This window comes from Dyadobacter sp. CY345 (assembly GCF_021502725.1).
In the GTDB taxonomy this organism is placed as follows: Bacteria; Bacteroidota; Bacteroidia; order Cytophagales; family Spirosomataceae; genus Dyadobacter.
Genome location: NZ_JAKFFS010000006.1, coordinates 201,269 through 226,743, shown reverse-complemented (window position 1 = coordinate 226,743; position 25,475 = coordinate 201,269). Strand labels below are relative to the sequence as shown.

The following is a 25,475-nucleotide window of genomic DNA, read 5'->3' as shown; positions in this document are numbered from 1 at the left end:
GTGGTTTTAAGATTTTTGTAACCATACAAAGCAACGTTATGAACAAAGTTTTACTTTACGGAGGCCTTGGAAATCAGATGTTTCAATATGCGCTGTTTTTAGCGCTAAATGAAAAAGGGATAAGATCCCGCGTTTCGATTTCTGAATACTTCGGGCATGTGCATCACAACGGATTTGCTATGTCTCATGCATTTGATCTTGATTTACCGTTTCCTGTAAATTTTCAAAATTTTTTTCTAACCAACGGTCGTCCGCTTTTCGAAAACAAGCTTTCATATTTTCTGTTGCGACAAATTCTGAAAGTTCAAAAGAAAACGGTTTCAATTTACAAGGAGAAAAAAGAGTTTGTCAGAGATGAAAATGTGTTCAAGCAGCGCGGTGTGACGCTTATGGGCACCTGGCAGGCAGAGGCTTACTTCGAAGATATCGAAAATGTTGTCCGGAAAAATTTTGCTTTCAGAAAACCGACAGACCGGAAAAATATTGATTTGAGTCGTGAAATTTCTGAGCGGAATGCTGTGAGTATTCACATCCGCCGTGGTGATTATTTAAACGCAATATGGGCTGGAAGCCACATGGTCATCAAGGATAAGGTCTATTTTGAGAACGCGATCGAGCTTATCGAAAACAGCACCGATAATCCTCATTTTTATATTTTTTCTGATGACATGGCCTGGGTTAAAGATAATATCAGGATTACGAATTGTACCTATGTTGATCATAACAGTGGTATGGACTCATACCTGGATATGTATCTGATGAGCCTTTGCAAACATAACATCATTTCCAACAGTACATTCAGCTGGTGGGGAGCGTGGCTCAACGCAAATAAAGCAAAGATCGTCGTGATGCCCGACCGATGGCTGCAAAATGACAGTGCTCAGGGAATATTTCCTTCTGAGTGGGTAAAGCTTGAAGTTTAACAGCACACTTGTTTCTGTTTATATGTTTGACTTAAAAAAATTGACCTCTTTTGATTGGGTAATGGTGGGTTTTATCCTCCATGCATTGGGTGGAATGTTCTTTGATACTTCCAAAGCCCTATGTTATTTGCTGTGCGGTGTGGGGCTGATCATTATTTTTTATAATGCAGTCTTTCAAATGCAGTTTCAAAAGCCCTTCAACGGAATAATGCTGGTGATCTTTATTTTGTTTTTAGTTTGGACAGCAGTCATTTTAATCCGTCCGTTTGTAAGCCGGGAAACATTTTCTTCAGATGGATATTCACTGATTAACCGTTATACATGGCTTTCGTTTATCACACCACTGATCGTTTTTCTGGGTTTTGGCCAGGTTACACTCAGCAGCGTTTTTAAATTTACGTTTGTTCAGGGCATTATTGGGATTGTGCTTTTGATTTTAAATTACAAACAGATTTTTCAGGCCAATGAAGATATCGATGTAGAAGATTATCAGACATATATCGGGGTGATATATATTCCGCTTCAATATCTTTTTGCATCCTCGTTTATGATACTTTGTTCTGAATTTCTTTCGGTCAAATATCGGGTCATGGCATATTTTACGATGTTCACCTGCGTTTTTCTGGCCCTTTATTCAGCACGACGCGGAAATCTTTTTATGTATCTTTTGATCGTTCTGTTTGCTTTTATACTCAATATCGCAGCATCCAAAGGTGCTTCAAAACTATTAAAACTCGGGATTGTCGCTGTAACCATCACGTTTGCGGTACTGCTTTTTAACGTTTATGCGGGCTCAACTTTTGCGCTGTTTCTGGCCCGGCTTGAAGAGGATACTAGAACGGGCGTGGAGGAATATTTTTATTACAGCTTTCAGGGAGAATCGCTTGACTGGCTGATCGGAAGAGGACTTAACGGAACATATTATTGTCCCATTTTTGATATGTCTAGCGTAAACCGGGGAATGATTGAAACCGGATATCTGCATTTAATACTAAAAGGAGGAATTCTGTACTTAGGTCTGTTTTGTTTTCTGGTATTGCATTCGGCCTACCTTGGACTTTTCCGCTCTAACAATATCATGACAAAAGGAATGGCTTTCTACCTGGTCGCACATATTATCTTTTTGCTTCCCTTTGGTTTGCCTGCCTTTAATTTTGAATACATCGTGCTCTGGATCTGTGTACTTTATTGTCAGTCCAAAGAATTTCGGATGTGTTCAAACACTGAAATAAAATTGCACCTAGCTTATAATTAAACAACCAGACCGTGAGAATACTTTGGTTTGCCATCACACCCTGCGGAGCCGCAGAGAAGCTGACACCAGGTTCGTTTACTGCGGGCTGGCTGGCTTCGCTTGAACAGCAAGTAAAGCTAGATCCTTTTATTGATCTGTCTGTCAGTTTTTACTATAACGGAGAACTTGATCCGTTTGAATATAAATCGGTGCAGTATTATCCGGTTGCACGTGGAAGGGGGCAGAGCAAGTTTGCCAAAATTATGGACCGGCTCGAAGCATACCAGTCGAACCGGGATGAACGATATATTGAAAAACTTATACGGATAATTGAAACTGTCCGGCCGGATGTGATCCATATTCACGGGACGGAAGATAATTTCGGGTTGATTCAGAAGTACATACAGCTGCCGGTTGTGTTTTCAATTCAAAGCCTTCTGACGCCGTATTGTGAAAAGTATTTTTCAGGAGTTCCGCGCAGTGTTGCTTCGTCAAACGAAAATTTCAGCTCAAAACTGCTGATTGATTCCGTCTTAAATAACTTCTTTTTGTTTTCAAAATGGGCAAAAAGGGAAGTGGAAATACTCAAACCGGCTCGCTTTATTATCGGGCGTACAAGCTGGGATAAAAGAGCAACCCGGATACTTGCTCCGAAGAGCCTTTATTTTGTCGGGAATGAAATCATGCGTAACAGCTTTTATTCAAGAGAATGGAAAAAGGACGCTTTTGATAAAAAGATAAAAATTGTCACAACCATGAGCGGTGGTTTGTATAAAGGACTGGAATCTGTCCTTAAAACTGCCGCTGTACTGACCGCTTATAATTTTGATTTTGAGTGGCTGGTTGTTGGACAAACTGAGTCTGGCAACTATCCGCAAATGGTACAGCGCTGGCTCAAACAGGATTATGCGGCGAATGGCGTAACATTTCTTGGCAGTAAAACAGAGCCGGAGCTTGTTGAAATTCTTTGCGAGGCCGATATCTATTGCCAGGTCAGCCATATAGAAAATAGTCCCAATAGTCTCTGCGAGGCGATGCTGCTCGGAATGCCTGTGGTAGCCACTTTTGCCGGCGGAACAGATTCGATGCTTGAAAACGGCTCACAAGGTATGCTGGTGCAGGATGGTGATTCCTACTCCCTCGCCGGAGCGATCACTGAGCTTGCCGGAGATTTTGCAAAAAGCCGACAATATGGCCAAAACGCCAGAAAAGCGGCGCTTGAAAGACATGATCCTAAAAAAGTAGCAAACGAGATTATTGATGCATATAAAGCGATTTATTCATTGGTAAATAAAAGTGAATTATGAACAACTTGAAAGTATCCATTGTAACGCCCTCCTACAATCAGGGTCAATTTATTGAAGAAACCATTCAATCGGTTCTTGATCAGGATTATGATAATCTGGAATATTTGGTCATTGACGGAGGTTCAACTGATAATACGGTTGAGGTGATCAAAAAGTACGAAGACAGGCTCAAATACTGGGTGAGCGAAAAGGATAACGGACAGACACACGCGATCAATAAGGGATTCGCTATGGCTTCCGGTGATATTATTGCCTGGATTAATAGTGATGATGTTTATTGCAAAGGAGCGATACAGGCGGTGACAGATTTCTTCGAAAAAAATCCACAGGCGAATGTCGTTGTTGGAAACGGACTTTTTATGGACTACAAAGGAGAGGTTTATGAAAGAAAATATCCAAACATCTCCCGGTTCCAGGAAAAACATTGCATGATGTCGATCTTTCAGCCAAGCACTTTTTTAAGAAGAAGTATTTTGACTGATATCGGTTTCCTGAATGAAGATTACCAGATGATCATGGATGCAGAATGGTTCTACCGAATCGCTGCGCAGTATCCTTTTTATGTGATCGATAAGGATCTTTCGATTTTCAGATGGCATAAGGACAGCAAGTCTTCAGGAGACCATAATTCCAAGCTCTTCAAACGGTACATGCATGAGCATTTGACGGTTGTAAAAAGAGCGCATCCTGGCATGGCCGGACTGATTAGTACATTTCCAAAGGCGTCATTCAAAGCACATATCTACGCTGGTTTCGCAGTAAGGTTCCTAAGACGACTCTACAAAAGAGAGTTATACAAAATGAAAGATACCAATGTCTGATGCAGCCACTTTCTCATCGAACTTTCCAAATAACCCGGATCTCGCGGCAGGTCAGGCTGATAAACATATTTATTTTGTAGATCTGTCAGACAATGGCAGCAAAATGAAGCTGTGTTATCATCTGCTGATTCTGGCTTTAAGGTTCATCACGATTATTCCGCACCTTCTGGTTTTTGCCTTTCATTCAAATAAAAAACTGATCCTGTCTGATACCGCAACAGTTAAAAATCTGATTTTGTCGCTGGTTTTTGCGAGGCAGTACAGAAATCTTTTCTACCACCGGATCGGCAACATTAAGTATTTTTTCAAATGGATATTACCGGAAGACCGGACGCTTGATATACCGGGTAGTATGAAAATTGGCCGGACGGCTCTTTTCATCCACAATACTTCCAGCTTCCTGAATGCAGAAAGCATCGGAGATTATTTTGTCTGTTACCACCACGTTACGCTTGGTACCAACAGACTTGGAGGTCAGAAAAAACCGGTGATTGGAAATAATGTCATGGTTTGTACAGGCGCTGTCGTGGTAGGAGGGATCACAATCGGGGACAATGTGATTATTGGAGCGAATGCAGTCGTAGTTAAAGATGTTCCGCCAAATTGCACTGTAATCGGATCACCGGCGCGTATTGTGAAACAGAATGGAATTCGTGTAGATATTCCCCTCTGATTGTTTCAAGCTGTTATTAATCAGTTGTCAACTGAATTTTTCGTATTGATTTACTTACAAATGTTATGAGTAAGCTCAAAGTTTTAATGTTTCATCCTGCGTTGGCTCCATACCGGATTGACCAGTTCAATGCGATGGGGGAGCTTTTCGATCTGGAAGTTGTTTTTATCTTTGATAATGTACGTGATCATAAATTTGATCAGCAAAAACTTCGTTCGCAGCTTCATTTTAAACATTCTTATCTCCTGAACGGGCCAGCTGGTTCAAAGGGAAGAGCCATCCGTTATGGAATGCTTAAAACGATCAGACGCACCAATCCGGATATTATTTTTGGTTACGAATTTTCATTTACTACCCAATATCTGTTGCTCTTGAAGGGGCTGGGCGTGATCAAACAAAAGATAGGTTCGACCATTGACGACAGCATTGACATTTGCCATCATGTGCAGACCAAAATGCGGTATTATGCAAGAAAATATAGTGTCAAGCGGCTGGATTATTTGGTAGTATTGTCCAGAGAAGTTGCGCAGTTTTATCAGACCTCGTTTAATTTAAAAGGCAATCAGCTGATTGTGTCGCCTATATTGCAGGCTCCGGAAAGACTTAGGGCGGACCGCGCCAAACTTGAAACAATTGCGGGAGGTTATACCAAACAATATGACCTGACAGGGAAAAAAGTGCTGCTTTTTGTCGGGCGTTTCATCGCTGAAAAAGGCCTGGCCGGATTTATTGAGCACGTTTATCCAATCCTTCTCGCACACGCTGATCTTGTGCTGGTACTGGTAGGTGAGGGGCAGCAAAAAGAAACGATTAAGAACCTTGTAGAAAATCACGCACTCCAGAATAAAGTCATTATGCCCGGGAGATTTGAAGGCGAGGAGCTGAACGCCTGGTATTTGTGTGCATCCGGTTTTGTCTTGCCAAGCACTTTTGAACCTTTCGGCGCGGTTGTTAATGAGGCGCTGATTTTTGGATTGAATGTTTTTTGCTCGCAGTATGCCGGAGCATCTTATCTGGTGACTCAGAAAAACGGGCTGCTTTTCGATCCGCTGTCTGAGGAAAGTACTTTGCAAGGGCTACGCAAATTTATAGACTTGCTGCCGACGGTCAAAACGATTGATTTGCAGGAAAAACCGTCCTTAATGGCCAGTTTTAAAGAAGAGCTGATTAGTGAGTGGGGAAAACTTTCATATACCTGATATTTGGATCGACCAGCGGACACTATTACAATGTTGCCAAAATTATTGCAAAGCACTTCAACACTTTATTTTTTGTGTATGAAAAGTAGATATTTATGAAAAAGAAGTTGGAATTACTGCAAATTTTTAGAGGATTTGCGGCAATGCTGGTAGTACTTTGTCATATAAGCGGTTCTACCCGTCCTTATTTTGAAACTTCTTTTCTGGGCGACATTTTCTTTCAAGGTTACATTGGTGTAGATTTCTTTTTTGTATTAAGTGGTTTCATCATTACCTATGTGCATTTCAAAGATCTTCAACAGGGTACCAACAAAGCGTTATTTCTTAAGAAGCGCTTCATAAGGATCTACCCATTCTACTGGATTATTGCAACTGTTTACCTTTTATTGATATTCCTTTTAGACGGAAAGACCAACCACCTTGACCACACGATGAATTTCCAGTCGGTTCACGAATGGTGTTTTATACTTTATTCATACCTTCTTCTTCCTGTTCAGGCTAACTTTTTTCTTCCGGTTGCCTGGTCGCTGGCTTATGAAGTGATTTTTTATATTGTCTTTTTCATTTGTATCACGACTGGTCCAAAGGTTGCCAAATACATTTTTTTCTTTTGGCTTGCAGCCGTTCTTTTGAAAATAGTCTTTTCAGATAAGATCGCTATTCCTAATATTATATTTCTAAGTGAAAGAATCGTTGCATTTCTTTGCGGATGTTTTGTAGCTTACCTGATCCTGAAATCCTATTATCTAAACGTTTGGATCTGGGGCGCGCTTTTGATTATTTCAGTTGGATTTCTGGTTCCGGATTATCCGCATATTCTTCTCCGGTCGGAGGGAATTCTGATCCTTGCGGTAGTAATGTCACTGGTTATTTACAGAGTGGTAATCACTGACCTGACCCGGCAATTCCGTTACCCGGCGGTACTTCTCCTGATAGGCGAAGCTTCCTATTCCATTTACCTCTCACACCTGATTTTTCTTAGTACTTTATTTAGACTTTTCAGGATTATAGTAGAGAAATTGCATATTTACAATTTGATGATACTTCAGTCTCTGATTTTCATTCTATTTTTGTTTACTATTGCGGGAGGGGTGCTCATATTTCGTTTTGTAGAGTCTCCGGTACTGCGGTTTTTTAACAGAAAGTTGCTGTAGGACAGTTTGTTAAGTAACCGTTTGTTGCCCTTTAATCGTCAACTGATTTTTCAATTTCAGTATTTGTATTTCATTTATTTGCTCATACTGCGAGGCAGTATTGGAAGGTTTTGTGGGAAGATTTGAAGGGTAGCAAAGTAAGAACGAAAAAGATCACAAATATCAACGTACAACGTTATGAAAAACCTGAAAATTAAATCAGTTTTACTCTTCCTTGCGGCCCTGTGTTTTCACTCGGCGCATTCGGCCACTTATTATGTAAAGGCTTCCGGCGGCAATGGCTCCGGTTTGAGCGACGAAGATGCATGGAGTTTCGAAAAACTTAAAGCTTCGTTTACAACCGGAAGTACAGTACTTTTTAAAAGAGGGGATGTGTTTTATGGCACGGTTTCCGCCGAAAATTCAAATTTTACTTTTGATGCGTATGGAGAAGGACCTAACCCGGTCATCAGTGGTTTCACACAGCTGAACGGCTGGACAAAAGCATCAGGCAATATTTATTATGCAACGCTGGATGTAGAATCGCTGAACATGGTTACGCTGGACGGTGTAGTTCGGGGCATGGGCAGGTATCCCAACACCGGATATCTGAAAATCAATGGCCATGAAGACAATTCTTCAATCTTTGGCGGCGCGGTGAACAGCATTCCGTTTGACCCGGTCGGTGCTGAGGTTGTAATCCGCAAAGATCGTTGGATTCTGGATCGTCATCAGATCACTTCACATGCTGCTAACAGGTTATATTACAGTGCTACAAACAATTATGGAACCAATACCCGTTACAGCCCGAAAGACGGAAATGGATTTTTTGTTCAGAATCATCTTGGCACGCTCAGTGACGAAGGAGAATGGTTTTATGATAAAAATGCGAGGCGACTTTATGTACATTTCGGTTCAGGATCTCCGGATGGAAGAACAGTGAAGGCGAGTACGCTTGCGGGAAATATGATTGTCAATTCTCAAACAAATATCACGGTTAATAATATTGATTTTGAAGGCAGTAACAACAATGGCGTCTACCTTGTGGGTGCGCGTGATGTAACCTTCAATAACTGTAATTTCAAACAACACGGGGGTAACGGCGTTTATGGGATCGATGTTTCTGCCATTACAATCAATGGGGGAACTGTGAGTGATGCGCTGAATAATGGAATCTGGATCGAGCATAATGGCTCAGCGATTACGATCGATGGGGTTCGGACTAATAACGTCGGGATGATCGCCGGCGCTGCACGTTCGGGAGATACAGCTCAGGAAGCAATATCAGTCGCCGCTTCCGGAACTGCGATCAGAAACTGTTCAGTGATCAGCACTGGTTTTAATGGTATCCATTTTTCCGGATCAGGTGATAATGTTGTTGTTGAAAATAATTTTGTTGATGGTTTTTGTAAAATCAAAGATGATGGTGGAGGAATTTATACCTTTAATTCAACTGGCGCGAACAGAAAAATCAGGAATAATATTGTTTTAAATGCAGTGGGAGCCTATCATGGCACTGAGTACAACTACTGGGAGGCGTATGGAAAAGCTGCTGGAATTTATCTGGATGGTGGTAGCAAGGATACTGAAATTGATAATAACGTTATCGCGCACGGTCCCTGGGGAGGCATTTTTGTCAATGGAACAAGCGATCATCGTATCATTAATAACCTGGTTTACGATTTCCCAAGGGTACTGCTGATCCATAGTTTCAAGGATCTTTTCGTAAGAAATCTAACAGTCAAAAATAATGTTTTCCTGGCCAAGTCAGCGTCACAGTCAGCGATGTATGTGCACATGTATTTCAATGATGACCCTTCGCAGTTCGGAACTTTCAACAACAATACCTATGCCCGGCCGGTTAATGAAGCGGCTACAATTACTGTTCAGCGCGAGTATGCAGGCGGTGGCCAGGCTAACATTCCGCTATCCCAATGGATCCAGGATTACAGGCAGGATGCAAGCTCGTCCAAGTCGCTGGTAACGACCGATCAGGAAAGTAATTTCCGTTTTGAGTATAACAATTCGAATAATGAAAGTTCTGTCTCGCTGGACGGCAATTATGCGGATGTAACCAACAAGAAGTTTGCATCAAGATTTCAGCTTGCGCCATATGCCGGTGTTGTGCTCATCAAAGATCCTGCTACCGGGCTGATCCAAAGCATTGCGTCAGGACAGTGGAGCAACCCGGGAATCTGGTCCGGCGGCCAGACCCCGAAGTCAAACGAAACCGTTTTGATCAACAAAGGGCACGTGGTTACATCGGATTCTTATCCAACCGAATTCACCCTCAGCACCGAAGGAGAACTTAAAATTAATAAATAACGCTTTATGAAACCTTCGATTTTGTTTATCATGCACGTGCCACCACCGGTTCATGGTGCTGCGATGGTGGGGAAATTCATCAAAGAAAGTGCAAGGATTAACGACATCTTCGAAGCAGATTACATAAATCTTTCGACATCAAAAGACCTGAAAGAAATTGGCGGAGCAGGAGCTGGCAAAATTATTAAGCTTTTAAAAATACAATCGGAAGTCGCAAAGGCGCTTTCCGGAAAGAAATATGATCTTTGTTATGTAACGCTGACCGCCAGTGGGGCCGGCTTCTACAAGGATCTTATGGTGGTTGGCATTCTCAAAATGTTTGGGAAAAAGGTCATCTACCATTTTCACAATAAAGGCGTCGGTTTTGAGGGTAAATCTGTCCTAACCGACGCGCTGTACCGGTTTGTGTTCAATAAATCTTTCAGTATACTGCTTTCCAAAAGCCTGTATTATGATGTGAAGGCGTATGCACCACCGGAAAATGTATTTTTTTGTGCCAACGGCATTCCAGCCAATCTGTCCGTCAAAATATCTGAAAAACCAGACAACAAAGTCTGTCGCCTGCTGTTTTTAGGTAACCTGATGGAGTCCAAAGGATTGCTTGTATTATTGGAAGCATGCAGGATTGTGAAACAGCAGGGGCATGTTTTCGAATGTCATTTCGTGGGTGGATGGACGGATATTACGCCTGAGCAATTTGCTGCGAAAGTTTCCGAATATCATTTGGAAGGAACTGTTTTCGCGCACGGACCGAAGTATGATCAGAAGAAAAGAGATTTTTTAGCCAAATCAGACGTCCTGGTTTTCCCTACTTTTTATCATTTTGAAGCCTTCCCTTTGGTTATTTTAGAGGCCATGCAAAGTAGCCTGGCAGTAATTTCCTGTCCCGAAGGTGGAATTCCCGACATCGTTGTAGAGGGAGAAACCGGCTATTTAGTGCCACAGAAGAATGCAGTGGCATTAGCTGAAAAAATCAGCTTACTGATTAATAATCCTGATATTAGAACACGAATGGGACAGGCTGGTAAGGAGCGATTTGATGCGCTTTTTACGATCGATTCCTTCGAGCGTAATATTACGGATATCTTGTCAACCGCCGTTGAAAGGCAGCCAGTCTAGAATTTTAGAATACACTTCATCACGAAATATATTCCTGCTTTTCGATCAGGACGGCATTGTCGCAGGTTATTCCGAAGCTTCAATGATTAGGAAATCAAAATGGTTTTTTCGAAACAAAGCAAAATGACGATACCCACTAACAGGTAAATGAACGCTTGTCTATAAACGTTCATTGGTGTTTTTGGCATCGCCACCAGGAAAATAAAAATGGGAAAACGCAGGCTTTGACCAACCCAATAAACCATTGGATAACTACCGCAAACAATCTAAGAAGACGCGGTTATCCAATAAAGCGCAGTGCAGGTGTTGCCCGGCTTGACTTGTTTATGCTGCGGTCAGCAACGTTTTCCCATCACATTATCTAGACATTCGAGAATGTCGGCTGTCTTTTTAACCTTAATAGAATTAAGGTCAGATCACGGAAAAATATAATTGTATTCCCCATGTTTCTCTTAAAGATCTCCGGTCTGTAAATCATTCTGAGCAACCAGCCCAATCTAAGTTTGAACCAGATCGGATTGATTTCTTTTTCAGTTCCTGCGTACCAGTCAAATACCGCTCCGATACTAACGATCAGGTTGGCATTGAGCGAGTCACGGTGTCTGACAGACCATTTCTCCTGTTTAGGCGCAGTCATGCCAACGAACAAAACATTCGGTTCAAAAGCGTTGATGGCATCAATCATCTCCTGATTGTCCTGATCTGAAAATTCCTTTTTAAAGGGAGGGGAATAAGTCCCAACCGTAATATTTGGATATTCACGGTTCATGCGATCTTTGATTAGTCCAAGAACCTTTTCAGAAGAACCCAGAAAGAAAACCTTTCCTGATGTTTCATTCATTCGCTGAACGAAATGTTTGTAAACATCAGGTCCCTGGTTTCTTTTGATATTTTTGCCGAGCAAAAAAATTGAGGCCAGCGCAAAATAAACCCCATCCAACACAAGAAAATCGGTGTTTTGAAGCGTTTTCTTAAATTCTGCATCTTTAACCGTTAAACCATAATTGTTCGGGCTTATGCTACAGTTGATTACTCTACTTTTTTCTCCCTGTACCGGAATGTTCTTCAGGTCATCATTAAATACCTTGAATCCTAAGACTGAAACAGTATTGTATGCATTGTCCATATTTGTATAGTTTTGATTAATCTGCTACGCTGATCTTCAATAAATTATGCTTCAACCAGTTGATTTTGAGATACAACCTCGCTGATCCACTCGTAAGTTTTTGTCATACCTTCGATAAGTGGCGTAGAAACTTCCCAGCCAAGTTCTTTTCTGAACAACGCATTGTCAGAGTTTCTTCCACGTACGCCAAGCGGGCATTTGAAACCATACTTGTCGATAAATTCCTGACCATAAATGTTTTTGATCGTGATATCTTTTCCTGAGATATCGATCGCCATCTGAGCCAATTGGTTGATAGTCACCTTTTCTTCCGAACCAATGTTCACAGGTCCTTCGAATTCAGACTCCATCAGACTCAAAACTGCATCAACACATTCTTCTACGTAAAGGAAAGATCTTGTCTGCTGACCATCTCCCCAAACTTCAAAAGAACCTCCGTCTGGTGTTTCTGCTGCCTTACGAAGCATCGCTGCCGGTGCCTTTTCTTTTCCACCTTTCCATGTACCCTGTGGTCCGAAAATGTTATGGAAACGAGCAATTCTTACATTAAGATTGTAGTTTCTTTTGTATGCCTTGAAAAGTCTTTCGCTGAAAAGTTTTTCCCATCCATACTCCGAATCCGGGTTTGCAGGATATGCAGAGCTTTCTTCGCAGTTAGGATTGTTTGGGTCTAACTGATTGTTTTCAGGGTAGATACAAGCAGAAGAAGAGTAAAAAAGCTTCTTGATATTTTTGATAGACGCTTCTTTGGCAACGTTCAGGTTGATCAAAGCAGAGTTCTGCATTACGTTTGCATCATTCTGTCCTGTGAAGATATAACCAGCACCGCCCATGTCAGCCGCAAGTTGATAAACTTCATCCCAACCTTCTGCAATAACAAGTTCAACCGTCTTAGGATCTGTTAGATCGCCAAGAATAAACTCGTTACAGATTTCTCTGTGGTCGAAGTATTCGTGATTTTTAATGTCACATACTCTGACATAGTTGCCATTCTCTTTAAGTCTTTTAGCAAGATGTCCACCAATAAAACCACCGCCACCTAATACAATTACTTTTTTCATTTTTTGCTGGATTTGAGTTAAAAATTAGTTACTAATATGAGTTGGGTAATAATGATAAAGCTTTTTGACAAGCGCAGGGACATGCGGTTTCAGGCGCAATGTTTACTGCGTTTTTATTTTTGAAATGGTAAAGGCAATTCTTTCCTGTTCAGGCCAAAAAAGGACCTGTCATTATTTGCGTTGAGTGCGGTGATTTACACCATGATATAATTCTTACAAGCCAGTCCGTTTTACTCCGTTGATCTACCTGTTTTAAAGGATAACAACATACCTTGACAGAGGCCAGTCATAGAAAAAATTTTATTCGTTTTCTTTGGAACTGTGTTTCTATTACAAAACTAAGGTAGAGACAAATTGAATTAAAAAAAAATCAAAATGATTAAACGGCAAAATATATTATCGAAAATGGGTACTTTGACCTACTAAAATATTGCAAAAGATACAATTAAATATATTTTATACTGTGAAGTAATTCAAAAGTGTCCGTAGTATGTTTTCGCAAACTGATAATCGGACATTGTAGTTTTGTCATTTTTGGTTCTTTTTCTTAAATATTTCATAGAATTTTTATACGGCAGTAAATAAATTTATTCGATGCGAAGTACTTCACATTGTAGTTGCCGAGAATTCTTGTAGCAAATGAGCGTTTGAAAGAGATCAACGGGTGTTAATGGAAAAGCATAAACACTTAAAATGATCAGATATCGACCAGTTGCCCAACGTCATTCTGACATTCCGGAAACATATCAGTTTGGCAGACAGCCATAAACCTAAATGATATTCTTATAATTAAACATCTGGAAACGTATTTCGCCCGGCAGAATAAATTATAAATTGCCAGTTACAAACGCTTGTAAAAAAGACTTTTGTAACAATAATGAATTTGTGATATATTTCTACACGATGAAAATGCACTTTCTCAGCGAAGAATTATACTAATCCGGGATTAAGAATTTTCTTGCTTATCCTTCTTTAAGTTTTTCGGTAAACTGCAATCACAGTGATTCAGGTCTTGGCTAAATCAATAATACTTATCAAAGAAAAAATATAATATGTAACCGATATGTGTTTAATGAAGCATTTTAACTCTGGATCGGGCTGATTAGTAGGGGTTTAATTTGTAACTTTATAGAGATAAAACTACTACTCAACGGAAAAATAAAATGATATGTTTCGATTTGGTATTCTACTGATCGTCGTTCTGTTATTCAGCCCAACCGTGTTTGCGCAGGAGAGTAAGCGGGCAAACGTTTGGTTTTTTGGTTATAATGCAGGCATTGATTTCAATAAAGGTAGACCAGTAGGTATCGCGAACAACGAGTTGACCCAGAGAGAGGGGTGTTCTTCCGTTGCAGATGAACTGGGTAAACTGGTGCTTTACACTGACGGGATAAGGATTTGGAACAAGAAACATAAATTGATTTCCGGCGACGTTGAACTTGGTGGAAATGATACTTCAACGCAATCAGCGCTAATTATCCCGATGCCAGGAAATTCTAACATTTATTATGTTTTTACCACTTATACCAAGTTAATCTGCGTTACGATTGACATGAGGTTAAATAATGGTAGCGGCGGAGTTGCTTCTCGAACTGTTCTTTTAGAAAACTCCACAGAAAAACTGGCTGCTGTTCGCCATTGCAATCAAAAGGATTACTGGATTCTGTCACATGAAAAAGGCAATCGCACATTTAGAAGTTACTTACTAACAGAAAAGGGTATAACAAAAAGTTCTATTGCAGGCAAAATCGGGACACCGCTGGATTTTTACAAGTCGGTTGGAAATATGAAATTTTCCCCGCAGGGCGATAAACTGGCCATGGCAGTCTACGGCAAAGGAGAATATCAATTGTTTAATTTTGATAATAGTTCAGGTACTCTCTCCAATCCGATTTCAGTCAGGCACAATGATTTCCTGTCGGCCTATGGACTGGAATTTTCCCCCAATGGAAATTTTATTTATGTTAGTGAAACCGTGAATGTCGGGCGTCCTATATTTCAACTTGATGTATCTGTGATGGATGCTCGAAAAATCATTGCTTCAAAAACCGAAATAGGACGACCCTCTGAATCCTACTATGGAGCCATGCAATTAGCGCCCGACGGTAAAATTTATGTCGCCAGAGATGGTCTTAAATATTTAGGTGTCGTCAATAATCCGGACTTGAAAGGATCAAAGTGTTCCTTTGTTAATGATGGTTTTGAATTGCCATACGGTACCAGCAGCATGGGGCTTCCCAATTTTTCAGTGGCGCCTGTCGAAATTGAACCTGTTGTTTCAATCCTGGAAAAGAAACTATGCAATGATGTCACGCTTGTCGCCGAAACCAATACGCTTTTATCAAAAAGTACCTTTCAATGGTACAACGGAAAGCAGGAAATTAAAGGTGCTGATTCCAGAACGTATAAGCCAATGAGTTCGGGAAACTATACTGTCACAATGCAGGACAAATGTTCTGATAAGCCGGTGAGTTCAGAAGAGGTAAAAGTTAAAATTCTTGAGATTTCTGCTGGTTGGTCTGCTTTGGAATGTGGACTATTAGAATTGTCAGCTCGGGCTAATTCGAAAGTGATCTGGACCGGAAATGGTATATCTGGAGAAAACGAGAATGAGCTAAAAGTACAGGTGTCAGGATCGGGCCAGCATGTATATTTTGTTAAGGTATTGGATGAAAGTGATCCATCCTGTTATGTAGAAAAGAAATTGGAAGTAGATTTTGGGATTTGTGATGCAACCATATTTGTTCCGGATATTTTTACACCAAACGGAGATCGAATCAATGATACATTCGATGTTATCATATCAGATGGGGAAGGGGTAAAGCTTAAAATTTATGACCGTTGGGGGGAAGTGGTCTATCTAAAGGAGAAGACGGAAATGCATTGGGACGGAAAAATCAATGGCATGGACGCCATGACCGGAGCTTATACTTACATCCTGGAATATAAAAATGCCCGCGGGCACGAGTTCACCAGGCGCGGAACTATCATTTTGCAGAGATAACTAATGGAAATACCAACGCCACAGGAATTTCAGACTGCGGCATTGATATTTATTCAGTTATGAAAGTCGGGAAATACAAACTTTCAAACTATCAGTCCAATAAGGAATTTTGATCCCGAAAGTATTTTTTATCTTGGATTTATCCATCACCGAATACGCCGGTCTGACCGCCTTCGTAACATATTCAACCGTTTTTACAGGTTTGACATAAACGTCAGTATTACTAATTGCGAAGATCGTTTTGGCAAAATCAAACCAGGAAGTTACGCCTTCATTGCTGTAATGATAAATGCCATATTCGGAACTTCCGGAATTGATGATATTAAAAATGGCTCCGGCAAGATCAATTGCATAAGTGGGTGAACCTGCCTGATCGATGATCACGCCCAGTTCGTCGCGTTCTTTACCAAGACGAAGCATGGTTTTAACAAAATTATTTCCGAACTCAGAATAGAGCCAGCTAGTGCGCAGGGTAAAATGTTTTGTAAGTACAGCGGCAATTGCTTCTTCACCTTCCAGTTTTGTCAGGCCATATATATTTTCAGGTTCCGCAGAATCCGTTTCGGATAATAGCTGAGGAACATTTCCTTTAAATACAAAATCGGTAGAGACATGAATAAGCGTCGCGTCATGTTGCTGGCAAGCCTTCGCAATATTTTCTGCTCCGTCACGGTTTACTTTTCTGCAAATATCAATCTCGTCCTCGGCCTTATCCACCGCAGTATAGGCCGCGCAGTTGATGACAAATTCAGGTTTTTCTTTTTGAAATAAAAGATTCAAAAGTTCAGGTTCCAGGATATTTCCGTCTTTTTCTGATGGGAAAGAGATGTCGGAGATACCCGTTTCTTCCGCTACTTTTTTCAGGCAATTTCCTAGCTGTCCTGACGCTCCTAAAACTACAATTTTCATCTGATCGTGTTAATAATTGATTTTCAAAGATAGGAATAGTTTCTCCTGAATATAAAAAAACCGGTAACAATCCTGATGGATGTGTTACCGGCATAGTATGTGAAAACGTGTTTCTTAGTTTCCTCCGCCTTGGTTATGGCAGCTTCTGATTGCCTCACCTTGTAATCTTGTTGCTTCGGCAAGTGCAGTTGTATATGCTGCATTTACTTGTGCAATGTTTGCATCTCTTGCAGCCTGAGCATTTGTAGTTGCAGCAGCAGCTTTTGCAATACATGCCTGACGGTCAGCAGCTTCCAGTTCATTGATCGAGGCCAGTGTACCAAGAACCTGAATGCTAACCAGTGCTTTCAACAAAGCATAGTTTGAGCCCAACACTCCTTGTGCAGCATCCAAAGCTGCGTTAGCATCAGCACCAATTTGCTGTGCACTTGTTCTGTAACCTGCATAAGTAGCAGTCAAACCGTCTGTACACGCAGTTTGCGCCGCAGCGATAGGTGCAATATCAGCAGCATATTTTGTAGCTACTTTTGCATCTTCTGTAGCTTTTGAAGCATCAAGTCTTGCTTTTGCAGTATTGAACAAAGTGTTTGCAGCTGTGATACAAGCATCGTCAACCAATACACCTTCTACTTTTTCAACAGCATCAGTTCCGGAAGTACGTGCTCCGCTGGCCGTAACAGTTGAAGTGGTTTTCTTAGCCCCTCTAACAGCAACGCCATTAACTGTTGGGAAATTGAACTTAGGCAAATACGCAGCAAGTGCGGGATTTGCCATTACTTTATCCAGAATGGCCGCAAGTGCAGGGGAAAGCTCTCCGCCACCAGCTACTGCTGAAATCGTTTCAGCGTTAACACTGTTCAAAGTGTTGATCTCGTCTTGAGAAAGTGCTCCGCTCACGTCAGAAGCTGCTGTAGTTACGCTTGCAGGGACAACTCCTGTGCTGGCGATATTTCCAAGTGCTCCGCTAACCTCTGTTGCTTTCGCAGAAGCTTCAATGCTTGCAGGAGTTGATTGAACCGCTGCAGGCTCAATTAATGTCTGAGCTGGTAACGTAATCGCGTTTAACGCTTGCGTGGTTTCTGTTGAAGGAGTCTTTGGATCAGTCGGCTCGTCATCCTTCTTACAGTTGAACAGCATCGCAGTCATCATCAGACTCAATACTGCTAATTTGATTGTACGTTTTTTCATTGTGAGTAAAAATTGATTTGTGGAATTAATAGTTTACATTATTTATATACATAAATACAAGGTTCAAAACACTGCGGAGGTAAATACTTATATGGCAAAATGTCCTGAATTTATCATTGGCCCCTGCCCAGTACCATCACCTGCATGGTCTTGAAAATCAGGTTGATGTCGTCAAGGACACTGTAAGATTTAAGGTATTGCAGGTCGTATTTCAGACGTTCTACATTTTTAGCGACCGTGTCCGCGTATCCTACATTGATCTGACCGATAGATGTGATACCCGGTTTCACTGTCAGCAATCTTTGAAAATCATGAGGCTCAGCTTCCATCAGCATGTCCACATCATATTTATACAAAGGACGAGGACCAACCACAGACATATCTCCTTTAATTACGTTGAAGAATTGAGGCAATTCGTCAAGTCTGGATTTGCGCAGGATCCTTCCGATCGGTGTAATACGTTTATCCGTCGCGCCTGTCGAATGTTGTCCCATCTGATCCGCATTGACACACATGCTTCGGAATTTGTAAATCTCAAACATTTCGCCCCACTGTCCGCAGCGTTTCTGGCGGTAGAATATGGGACCCGGAGAAGTGATTTTCACAGCCAGCATTACACCGATAAAAACAGGAGCACCGAGGATCATCACAATGCTTGAAAAGATCAGGTCAAAGGAGCGTTTCAGCGTCTGTTCGTTGACACTTGAAAATGGTTTGGTATTAACCTGTATAATAGGATACATGTCATGGTACTCGATCGTAGCCATATTCGTCATGAAACCTCTGAAATCCGGAACCAGGCGTACCTGCGTTTTCTGCCTTTCCCCAAGTTTGATAACGCCACGAACTTGTTCGTCTGTCATATCAGATAGGCAGCAATAAACATAATCCAGTTTTTGATCACCCATCAAAGATTCAAGGTTTCTCAGCTCATCGGTTTCGTTTCCAAATTCATACGATCCGCAGAACCGGTAACCCAGATCTTTTTTGTCATTGTAAAAGTTGCGGATCAGTGAGGCCAGTTCGCCCTTGCCCACGATGGCATAACGGTTATAATTATATCCTGCCTGACGATAAAGTTTCAGTGAAGCGACTGTGGCAGCTCTGACAGCAAATGCAAGGACAAGAAATGAACCATAAGTCATCATCACCTGCTGGCGCGAATAGGCGTCACCTTCTTTTGTCAGATACAAAAAAGCCATGATCGCGGCAGCATGTGCTAATGCAGCCTTGAATAAATTGACGATCTGATTGTTAAAATTGTAGGAAAGTCTGGTAAAGAAATACGTTTTGAAAACATAGATGGTGAAAACCCAAAGAAGATTTGCAACCAGGAGCAAATTCACATATTGATTCTTAAATAGGTCTGTAAGGTCTCCAAATCTCACAGAATACGCAAAAAGAAAAGCAGCATTAAGCAGGACGAGGTCCGTCCACAGATGAGCCTTGGGAAGAAGCCCAGGATAGCGATTTTTCATAGTTTATAGTATAACGTTGAGTATTTTCCTTATCAGGACGGGTCAAAATTTATACTTTTAACCAATCTTACTACACAAACTTAAAAAGATCCATCAAATATACTGAAATTTATTTGTAGAACTTATTTTATGGTTCATGTAGTTCATAATTATAACAAGTTTACAACATATCTAACTAATTTCACAATGCCGTATATTGTTATATTTTGCATATATTTGATTATTAAGTAATTACAATAAAAGTAAGTTGAAAAGCACCAGTGATTCTTCTTTTTGTACTACTTTTCAAATTGAATTAAGTTGGTGCCGGTTTGCTAAATTATTCTACTTGCTATTTGTTGTCAAGACGTTGCATCTGCTGGTTCAGATAATCCTGATGATATTGTCTCAACTTTTGATCCAACTGATAGCCTAAACGGTAACGCTCACCGATCCGGTATCCCCTGGTATAGGTGTACTCCCAGCGGAATTCATCCGTCGTGCGAAGACGTGCGCGTTTGCCCTGCGCAATTTTTCCCGGTGGAATCGGAACCGCGAAATTAAAACCTACCGTAGATCCGTTTTGCGTTTTCGTGGCATACACGCCAATCTCTACATTGGTGAATTGTCGCATGAAATCAAATCTTACCCCCTTATCTGACCAAAGGAATTGCCCGCCGGAAAGTTTCAAAGTTAGGTCCGGACCTCTGAACCGATAGGCAGCATCAACAAGAAACAGAAGCTGATCAGGATTTTCAATATAAATGCCACCTCTGGGATAATAATAATAACCCGTGAAACCTGCTTCAACGCCATAAGAAAACGGTTTACCCAGATCTGCATGCCTGTATTGAACATTCAAGCCATATTGATCATTGTTAAATAATCCTGCCGTAGCACTGATGAAATGATTTCCTCGTGCATAAAACTGGTTCAGATAGGTCGGGGCGGGGCGGATAATTTTCGGCCTGCTGTCCATCTGGTTAATGATCGGAAACAAAATTCCAGTGGAAAGTGACAGGCCTGGCCATATATAGAACTGGGTATGAAGGGCAACGCTCGTATTACTCTGCACCGGCCTTTCAAAATTGCCAAAAACGGCGGCAAAATACGGCTGTATCCAAAAGTCAAATTTGTATTTTTTTTGTAAAGGGAATGAGGAATTTTTTTTAAAGTATTCCTCACGTGTTTTTGCAGAAAGTGGGGAATAATGAATCGAATTGTCTTTTCTGTACACACCAACGGGCATTCCCTGAAACATGGGCACATATTCATTCGTGGAAGTGTCACCTGCGATTCTGTCTATCTCAAACAATCCAATAAAAGGGTTCCTGAACAAACGTTGTTCATAAAAAATCTTTTTGTCAATCGTATGAATATTCTCATAATCCGCTTTCAACCGTTCAGGAGAATATTTTTCGTTTTTGTCCTGTGCAATGGAAACTGAAAAGGACAAAATCACAAGCAAAAAGGCGAGTATATTATTTTTTATCTTCATCTTTTTGCTTTTTTAAACGTTTCGAAGGTTTGATAAGGGACAATGCATAGGAGGTTCCGAAGGTGATCTGGTCACCATTTAACAATCCGGCCTGGACAGTCCAGCTTTTGAAAAATTTGGCATATAAACCTACGTTGATGTTATTGGCATCATATTCGGCCATGATTCCGCCCACATTTTTAAAGTGAAGCACAGCACCTCCGAACGGACCTTCCAGATAATGATTTTTATAGCGGTCCTCACTTTTCTTTTGCCATTCAAATCCCGACAGCATTCCCGAATTGCTCAGATTGCTTACATCCCGATACAAATAATAGGGACTTCCATACCCAATACTGGTTTCCAGTCTTAGCGCCGGTGAAAGAACGAAATTTTTGGTCGTCACAATCGCATGCGTCAGCATTGCACCGTCGATGGTAAAAGGTGTTGTAATGACCACGGCCAGTGAGGGCTGGTTTTTCTTTTCTTTCAAAATAAGATAACGTAAATCCAGCTGCCGGTCGCCTAATGCTTCCTTTACCTTGCTATTATCCGTACTGATCATTTGAAGTAAATTCACATTGATTTCCAGCCTTTTAAGGATTGTCACATTGGCATAAATAATACGTTCCGGATTTCGGCCCCGTCCGCGCAGGGCGTATTTGATTGGATTGTAATTGTATCCAAAACGAAATTGTCCATCCGGACTTTCCACTGCGCTGGGCGTATAAATAAGCCCTGGTTTTCCGGAAAGGTTGATCTGTGCCTTTGCTAGCTGCATGGAGAAACATGATAACAGGAAAAATATCACTCCTGCTTTCCTGATCGTCTTGCCTTTTGACCTATAAATTTTTATCATAAATGGGTAGGGGTTCATCGTATTACGAACTCTGGCTTTTGTTCACGGATTGTAGCTAGTTTTTCTTCGAATTCCCGAAGTATCCCGTTTTTGCTCAGATATTTTTCTGCATAACGCCTCGCATTATTGCGCACCACATCCAGGTTCATCGACAGCGCGTTTTCTATGCCTTCCCGAAGTGCCTCGGCGGATTCCGGTTCCACCAGGATCCCCATCTGATGGCGGTGGATAATGTGATATAAGGACGTCCCCGGAGGCGCGGTCACCAGCGCACAGCCAGCGGCGGCCAGAATGCCCGTCAGTTTGGATGGCATGACCAGATCGGATGCCGACTTTTTTTGCAATACTAAATGGATGTCAGCCATGGCCAGCAAAGCAGAAAGTTTTTCATAAGGTTGAAGCGGATAAAATTTGATGTTTTTCAAATTGTGGTCCTCCGCCATTTTAATAAGCCGTTCCTTTCCGCCACCCGTTCCTGAAATGATAAAATGAACGTCTTTTCTCTTTGTAAACGACCGGGCAACCTCGATGATGATTTCCAGTCCCTGTTTCTCGCCCAGATTACCGGAATACAAAATGATCTTGTCGTCATTGTTTATGCCAAACTCTCTTCTCAGCGACTGATCTTTGGTTAGCGGATAAATGGCATTTTCGTCCACCCAGTTCGGGAAAAGAAACAATTTATCCTCCTCAATGTATTTTTCGCTGATCTTTCTTTGCATACCGGTACTGATGGTAGACACAAAATCGCCGGTATCAAAAATGTATTTTTCAGTACTGAACATGATATCCAGAAAGCGCTTGTTTTTGATCATGCCCAGATCCTTCGCCGCATCAACCTGCAAATCCTGTATGTGGTTGATGAATTTTGATCCTCTGATTTTGGAATACAACAGTGGAAGCAGACCCAGGTGAAAAGGAGGGCTGATACAAAACACGACGTCATATTTTTGCTGAAAAAGCGTCAAAAACCAAATCGGCAGTATGCTCGCTAGAAACGAAAACTCGTGAATGATTCTTTTCAGAGAAGTAACATTTTTCGGGACATACAGTGGGCAGCGATAAACTTTAACGCCATTCAGGATTTCCTTATGCCACAATTTCCCCTTATATGATTTATGAACCTCCCATTCCGGATAGTAAGGCATGGCGGTGACGACCGAAACGTCATGGCCCTGGCCCGCAAGCCAGGAGGCCATTTCACCGGTATACTTACCGATTCCGGTAAGCTCCGGGGCATAGTTTATCCCGTATATTAAAATTCTCATAACGTTGAGTAGTTTATAGAAGCGGTTTTAACCAACTGCTAAAAGTTTTTTCGCCGTATATCCGGCTAACAATCCTGCAATAGATCCTGCAATACCCCACAGAATATCCTGATAATCAAAATGTCGGTCAGTTAAAAAAAGCTGACCGATTTCAGCTACAACAACAAGCCCGAAAAGCAGGGCCAGAATAATGAATCTTTTTTTCCACTGATCCGGGGCTCTGACTAAACCAAACTCTGATAAAGCGCCCAGAAACACAAACGGAACAGCTGTACGTAAGTTACCATATTTATTGGTCCATTCTCCCAACCAACCAGGAAAATATGGTTCGTTGCCAATATCCGGATCAGGCAGCCAACTAAAATAAAATACCAAGCCTGCACCTGTCAAAAGCAAAATATATATCAGGTATCGGAGCACGGCAGTTTAAATTTTTAATTTATTTTTTTTCTAAAAGTTCTTTCGTTTTTAACACAATAAAGTATTCATAAATGGATTGAAGAGTTGCATAAGTGATTCCTGCCTTGCCATCTAAAAAGGCTCTTCTGCCAACGACCATGTACAGCCATTTGATAATGGGGCGACCAGGAAGTTTGTAAAACAATCCTTTTTGGTGGTAGCGTTTTTCAGTGAAATCTTTACTGAATAAAGCTTTTCCCAAAGAAAAGCTAGTGCCTTTTCCCATATCTTCAAGACGCATGGCCGCTTCCATGTCTGCATAACTCAAATGCCTGTTTATCCAGTAACGAAAACCTTTGCTAAACGGATAATGATCCAGAAATCCACCGATACGTGAAGTCGAGCCATCGGGAATGGACACAGGATTTACTAAACGCTCATATCTCATTTTATCCGGACGGAACAATCTCAGATAATATGGCGACATCTGGGCATATTTAAGCCAGGTCCCATCCCAGGCAAAGTCTCGACGTTGTATTTCATAAGCAACATTTTTGCTGTTAGCAAAATCATGTGCTTTGATTGCTGCAAGTAGGCTTTCAGAGACTCTTTCATCTGCATCGATATAAAGTACCCAAGGATATTTAAACTTAATATTTGCGAGCCCCCAATTTTGATGAGCCGACCAATTGTCAAATTTTCTCTGAGTTATAGTTGCACCAAAAGATTCAGCTATTTTTATAGTATTATCATCACTGTACGAGTCGTAGACATGAATATCGTCACACCATGAACATACTGATTTGAGGCAGCCTGGTAAGTCTTGCTGTTCGTTTTTGGTAAGAACTAGAATCGATACCATAAATTTTATTGATTGAATTCTCTTTTTCTAATAACTTTTGCAGGATTTCCACCTACAACGGAATATTCTTCTGTGCTCTTTACAACAATAGAGCCCGCTGCGACCACTGTATATTTTCCGATGCTCGTGCCAGGTAAAATATATGCACCTGTGGCTATCCAGCTTCCATCGTTGATAAAGATAGGTTTAGTAATCATATTGAAACCAGAATCATTTATGTCGTGGCTTCCAGTGATTAGATAGACGTCTTTCCCGATACAGCATTTTTCGCCAATAATTATTGGTGCCAGACAGTAAACCCATGAATTATCACCCAATGATGACAAATGGCCCATTGTCAAATTCCATGGATGTTCGATGTTGGCAGTTCTACTTATAGTCACCGTATCTGCAAGCTTAGCACCGAAGAGTCTGAGCAGTCCAATTCTGAATTTACGAACCTGCAAAGGCATTAGACGAAATAATGTACTATTTACTAAAATCCATAAATGTGCCTTTATCTTTGTCTTTTTAGCAAAAGGTGTGGTTTGTACCGGATCGAAAATGGGTTTACTTTTCATCTATAGTTCTTTTTTTTATATATTTCGCAGGATTTCCCCCAACAACATTCCATGGTTCAACATCGCGAAAAACGGCAGATCTTGCTCCCACAATTGCTCCTTCCCCTATCGTTACATTCATCATTACAAAGCTTTCGGCAGCTATCCAAGCATAATCACCAACAACAATTTTTCCCGAAACAAATGGTGTGTTTAAAGAAGTAATTTCATGAGAGGCGCTACATAAGTAGCTTCGTTGGGAGATTGTGACCTTAGATCCTAAAAATGTTTTTCCTATATGTAATTGAACGTCTGGCCCAATGCAAGAAATGTTTCCCATTGTTAAATTCCAAGGTGCTGGTATATACGCACTTGAATATACAATGCAACCTTTTCCAATTTTTGCTCCAAAACATTTTAGTAAGAAAATTCTCCAGTTGTTAAACCATGGTAAGGAAAATGGAGAAAAAAATATTAATCGAATTATCCTCCAAGTAAGGCGTAGAAGTTTATCAGACAAGGGAATATCGTCTCGATACTTTTCGTAATCTTTTGTTTCAGGCATATTATAGAGATAATTTACTTCTAAGAA

22 protein-coding genes are annotated in these 25,475 nt (G+C 41.1%); 10 read left to right on the top strand and 12 right to left on the bottom strand.

Annotation, left to right across the window (positions count from 1 at the left end):
- The first annotated feature begins 38 nt into the window (after positions 1-38).
- The 9 genes from L0657_RS24145 (at position 39) to L0657_RS24105 (ending at position 10,734) form a co-directional block, all read left to right on the top strand.
- Positions 39-923 (top strand): alpha-1,2-fucosyltransferase, encoded by an 885-nt coding sequence (locus L0657_RS24145; RefSeq protein ID WP_235153343.1) that lies wholly within the window; start codon positions 39-41, stop codon positions 921-923.
- Between the two features lie 22 nt (positions 924-945).
- Positions 946-2,178, top strand: coding sequence for a hypothetical protein (locus L0657_RS24140; RefSeq protein ID WP_235153342.1), 1,233 nt, complete (start codon positions 946-948; stop codon positions 2,176-2,178).
- An 11-nt stretch (positions 2,179-2,189) separates the two neighbouring features.
- Positions 2,190-3,464: a glycosyltransferase family 4 protein gene (locus L0657_RS28085; protein WP_235153341.1), complete on the top strand. Its 1,275-nt coding sequence runs from the start codon at positions 2,190-2,192 to the stop codon at positions 3,462-3,464.
- Positions 3,461-4,285, top strand: a complete 825-nt coding sequence (locus L0657_RS24130) for a glycosyltransferase family 2 protein (RefSeq protein ID WP_235153340.1) — start codon at positions 3,461-3,463, stop codon at positions 4,283-4,285. The genes L0657_RS28085 and L0657_RS24130 overlap by 4 nt, the downstream gene beginning before the upstream one ends.
- The gene (locus L0657_RS24125; protein WP_235153339.1) at positions 4,278-4,958 is read left to right on the top strand and encodes a serine O-acetyltransferase; all 681 of its coding nucleotides are present in this window, start codon (positions 4,278-4,280) and stop codon (positions 4,956-4,958) included. Before L0657_RS24130 ends, L0657_RS24125 begins: the two co-directional genes overlap by 8 nt.
- 65 nt (positions 4,959-5,023) lie before the next feature.
- Positions 5,024-6,157: a glycosyltransferase gene (locus L0657_RS24120; protein WP_235153338.1), complete on the top strand. Its 1,134-nt coding sequence runs from the start codon at positions 5,024-5,026 to the stop codon at positions 6,155-6,157.
- Between the two features lie 95 nt (positions 6,158-6,252).
- A complete protein-coding gene (locus L0657_RS24115; protein WP_235153337.1) occupies positions 6,253-7,311 on the top strand; it encodes an acyltransferase in 1,059 nt (352 codons plus the stop codon).
- 177 nt (positions 7,312-7,488) lie between these two features.
- Positions 7,489-9,615 carry a right-handed parallel beta-helix repeat-containing protein gene (locus L0657_RS24110; protein ID WP_235153336.1) on the top strand — a complete coding sequence of 709 codons (2,127 nt, stop codon included), beginning with the start codon at positions 7,489-7,491 and terminating at the stop codon, positions 9,613-9,615.
- 6 nt (positions 9,616-9,621) lie between these two features.
- Positions 9,622-10,734, top strand: a complete 1,113-nt coding sequence (locus L0657_RS24105; RefSeq protein WP_235153335.1) for a glycosyltransferase — start codon at positions 9,622-9,624, stop codon at positions 10,732-10,734.
- 361 nt (positions 10,735-11,095) lie between these two features.
- On the opposite strand, the gene L0657_RS24100 is transcribed toward L0657_RS24105, so the two are convergent.
- On the bottom strand, positions 11,096-11,860 hold the full coding sequence (locus L0657_RS24100) for a WecB/TagA/CpsF family glycosyltransferase (protein WP_235153334.1): 765 nt from the start codon (positions 11,858-11,860) through the stop codon (positions 11,096-11,098).
- Between the two features lie 44 nt (positions 11,861-11,904).
- On the bottom strand, positions 11,905-12,921 hold the full coding sequence (locus L0657_RS24095) for an NAD-dependent epimerase/dehydratase family protein (RefSeq protein WP_235153333.1): 1,017 nt from the start codon (positions 12,919-12,921) through the stop codon (positions 11,905-11,907).
- A 1,168-nt stretch (positions 12,922-14,089) separates the two neighbouring features.
- Between L0657_RS24095 and L0657_RS24090 the strand changes: the two genes are divergently transcribed.
- Positions 14,090-15,925: a gliding motility-associated C-terminal domain-containing protein gene (locus tag L0657_RS24090; protein ID WP_235153332.1), complete on the top strand. Its 1,836-nt coding sequence runs from the start codon at positions 14,090-14,092 to the stop codon at positions 15,923-15,925.
- A gap of 57 nt (positions 15,926-15,982) precedes the next feature.
- Here L0657_RS24090 and rfbD read toward each other — a convergent pair whose 3' ends face one another.
- From rfbD to L0657_RS24040, 10 genes are all read right to left on the bottom strand, one after another.
- Entirely contained in the window at positions 15,983-16,834 is an 852-nt protein-coding gene (gene rfbD, locus L0657_RS24085; protein WP_235153331.1) for a dTDP-4-dehydrorhamnose reductase, read from the bottom strand.
- Between the two features lie 114 nt (positions 16,835-16,948).
- On the bottom strand, positions 16,949-18,022 hold the full coding sequence (locus L0657_RS24080; protein ID WP_235153330.1) for a hypothetical protein: 1,074 nt from the start codon (positions 18,020-18,022) through the stop codon (positions 16,949-16,951).
- 113 nt (positions 18,023-18,135) lie between these two features.
- The gene (locus tag L0657_RS24075; RefSeq protein WP_235153329.1) at positions 18,136-19,500 is read right to left on the bottom strand and encodes a sugar transferase; all 1,365 of its coding nucleotides are present in this window, start codon (positions 19,498-19,500) and stop codon (positions 18,136-18,138) included.
- Between the two features lie 331 nt (positions 19,501-19,831).
- The gene (locus L0657_RS24070; protein WP_235153328.1) at positions 19,832-20,977 is read right to left on the bottom strand and encodes a YjbH domain-containing protein; all 1,146 of its coding nucleotides are present in this window, start codon (positions 20,975-20,977) and stop codon (positions 19,832-19,834) included.
- The gene (locus tag L0657_RS24065; protein WP_235153327.1) at positions 20,961-21,815 is read right to left on the bottom strand and encodes a YjbH domain-containing protein; all 855 of its coding nucleotides are present in this window, start codon (positions 21,813-21,815) and stop codon (positions 20,961-20,963) included. Before L0657_RS24065 ends, L0657_RS24070 begins: the two co-directional genes overlap by 17 nt.
- A 14-nt stretch (positions 21,816-21,829) precedes the next feature.
- Positions 21,830-23,083, bottom strand: a complete 1,254-nt coding sequence (locus tag L0657_RS24060; protein WP_235153326.1) for a WcaI family glycosyltransferase — start codon at positions 23,081-23,083, stop codon at positions 21,830-21,832.
- Positions 23,084-23,110: 27 nt separating this feature from the next.
- Positions 23,111-23,503, bottom strand: a complete 393-nt coding sequence (locus L0657_RS24055; protein WP_235153325.1) for a VanZ family protein — start codon at positions 23,501-23,503, stop codon at positions 23,111-23,113.
- A gap of 19 nt (positions 23,504-23,522) precedes the next feature.
- Positions 23,523-24,344 carry a glycosyltransferase family 2 protein gene (locus L0657_RS24050; protein WP_235153324.1) on the bottom strand — a complete coding sequence of 274 codons (822 nt, stop codon included), beginning with the start codon at positions 24,342-24,344 and terminating at the stop codon, positions 23,523-23,525.
- 5 nt (positions 24,345-24,349) lie between these two features.
- Entirely contained in the window at positions 24,350-24,904 is a 555-nt protein-coding gene (locus L0657_RS24045) for a putative colanic acid biosynthesis acetyltransferase (RefSeq protein ID WP_235153323.1), read from the bottom strand.
- Entirely contained in the window at positions 24,894-25,448 is a 555-nt protein-coding gene (locus L0657_RS24040) for a putative colanic acid biosynthesis acetyltransferase (protein WP_235153322.1), read from the bottom strand. The genes L0657_RS24045 and L0657_RS24040 overlap by 11 nt, the downstream gene beginning before the upstream one ends.
- Positions 25,449-25,475 lie beyond the last annotated feature (27 nt).

What these genes read in the sequence shown, in the direction of transcription:
- L0657_RS24145 (WP_235153343.1), top strand. Translation starts at nt 39, where the DNA reads ATGAACAAAGTTTTACTTTACGGAGGCCTTGGAAATCAGATGTTTCAA.
- L0657_RS24140 (WP_235153342.1), top strand. Translation starts at nt 946, where the DNA reads ATGTTTGACTTAAAAAAATTGACCTCTTTTGATTGGGTAATGGTGGGT.
- L0657_RS24130 (WP_235153340.1), top strand. Translation starts at nt 3,461, where the DNA reads ATGAACAACTTGAAAGTATCCATTGTAACGCCCTCCTACAATCAGGGT.
- L0657_RS24125 (WP_235153339.1), top strand. Translation starts at nt 4,278, where the DNA reads ATGTCTGATGCAGCCACTTTCTCATCGAACTTTCCAAATAACCCGGAT.
- L0657_RS24120 (WP_235153338.1), top strand. Translation starts at nt 5,024, where the DNA reads ATGAGTAAGCTCAAAGTTTTAATGTTTCATCCTGCGTTGGCTCCATAC.
- L0657_RS24115 (WP_235153337.1), top strand. Translation starts at nt 6,253, where the DNA reads ATGAAAAAGAAGTTGGAATTACTGCAAATTTTTAGAGGATTTGCGGCA.
- L0657_RS24110 (WP_235153336.1), top strand. Translation starts at nt 7,489, where the DNA reads ATGAAAAACCTGAAAATTAAATCAGTTTTACTCTTCCTTGCGGCCCTG.
- L0657_RS24105 (WP_235153335.1), top strand. Translation starts at nt 9,622, where the DNA reads ATGAAACCTTCGATTTTGTTTATCATGCACGTGCCACCACCGGTTCAT.
- L0657_RS24100 (WP_235153334.1), bottom strand. Translation starts at nt 11,860, where the DNA reads ATGGACAATGCATACAATACTGTTTCAGTCTTAGGATTCAAGGTATTT.
- L0657_RS24095 (WP_235153333.1), bottom strand. Translation starts at nt 12,921, where the DNA reads ATGAAAAAAGTAATTGTATTAGGTGGCGGTGGTTTTATTGGTGGACAT.
- L0657_RS24090 (WP_235153332.1), top strand. Translation starts at nt 14,090, where the DNA reads ATGTTTCGATTTGGTATTCTACTGATCGTCGTTCTGTTATTCAGCCCA.
- rfbD (WP_235153331.1), bottom strand. Translation starts at nt 16,834, where the DNA reads ATGAAAATTGTAGTTTTAGGAGCGTCAGGACAGCTAGGAAATTGCCTG.
- L0657_RS24080 (WP_235153330.1), bottom strand. Translation starts at nt 18,022, where the DNA reads ATGAAAAAACGTACAATCAAATTAGCAGTATTGAGTCTGATGATGACT.
- L0657_RS24075 (WP_235153329.1), bottom strand. Translation starts at nt 19,500, where the DNA reads ATGAAAAATCGCTATCCTGGGCTTCTTCCCAAGGCTCATCTGTGGACG.
- L0657_RS24070 (WP_235153328.1), bottom strand. Translation starts at nt 20,977, where the DNA reads ATGAAGATAAAAAATAATATACTCGCCTTTTTGCTTGTGATTTTGTCC.
- L0657_RS24065 (WP_235153327.1), bottom strand. Translation starts at nt 21,815, where the DNA reads ATGATAAAAATTTATAGGTCAAAAGGCAAGACGATCAGGAAAGCAGGA.
- L0657_RS24060 (WP_235153326.1), bottom strand. Translation starts at nt 23,083, where the DNA reads ATGAGAATTTTAATATACGGGATAAACTATGCCCCGGAGCTTACCGGA.
- L0657_RS24050 (WP_235153324.1), bottom strand. Translation starts at nt 24,344, where the DNA reads ATGGTATCGATTCTAGTTCTTACCAAAAACGAACAGCAAGACTTACCA.
- L0657_RS24045 (WP_235153323.1), bottom strand. Translation starts at nt 24,904, where the DNA reads ATGAAAAGTAAACCCATTTTCGATCCGGTACAAACCACACCTTTTGCT.
- L0657_RS24040 (WP_235153322.1), bottom strand. Translation starts at nt 25,448, where the DNA reads ATGCCTGAAACAAAAGATTACGAAAAGTATCGAGACGATATTCCCTTG.